Here is a 755-nt window from a genome sequence, read left to right on the forward strand (position 1 = left end):
CATAATGAGTAAAATCGCATTCGTATTTCCCGGCCAGGGAGCGCAGGCGGTCGGCATGGCGAAGGATGTGTTCGAAGCTGTGCCCAAGGCCCGCGCGATATTTGAAACAGGGGATAAAGCTCTTGGCTTTCCGCTCAGCACGCTCGTATTTGAAGGACCAGACAACGAGCTCAAGCAGACAGCCAACGCACAGCCCGCGCTGTTGACCGCAAGCGTGGCCTATCTGGAAGCGCTGAAAGGCAAAGGCCTTGCGCCGGACTATGTGGCCGGTCACAGCCTGGGAGAATACAGCGCGCTGGTGGCGTCCGGCGTCCTGACTTACGAGGACGCCGTCAAGCTGGTGCGCCTGCGCGGCCAGTTTATGGAAGAGGCCGTGCCGGGCGGCCAGGGTGCGATGGCGGCTGTGCTTGGCGCCGGCCGCGAGGCGCTGTCGGAACTGTGCCGCAGCGTATCGGAGCAGGACGGTCCGGTTGCGCTGGCGAACATCAATTGTCCGGGACAGATTGTCGTGTCCGGTTCAGTGGCCGGAGTGAACGCGGTTGTTCAGCGGGTGAGGGAAGCCGGCGGCAAGCGGGCGATTCCGCTGGAAGTAAGCGGTCCCTTCCATTCCTCGATGATGAAACAGGCGGCTGAGCGGCTGTCGGACGAGCTGTCGAAGATGGAGTTCAAGGCCCCGTCCGTTCCCGTTGTTGTTAACGTTAGCGCGCTTCCCGTCACTAGTCCGGAGGAAATCCGCGAGCTGTTGGTCCGGCAGG

1 protein-coding gene is annotated in these 755 nt (G+C 62.1%); it reads left to right on the forward strand.

Going from position 1 to position 755, the window contains the following annotated elements:
• Window positions 1–4 precede the first annotated feature (4 nt).
• Window positions 5–755: ACP S-malonyltransferase (gene fabD, locus L692_RS0119515; protein ID WP_025701736.1), on the forward strand; the 751-nt coding region annotated here is incomplete at its 3' end.

The sequence above is a fragment of the Paenibacillus forsythiae T98 genome, from assembly GCF_000520735.1.
In the GTDB taxonomy this organism is placed as follows: domain Bacteria; phylum Bacillota; class Bacilli; order Paenibacillales; family Paenibacillaceae; genus Paenibacillus_AQ; species Paenibacillus_AQ forsythiae.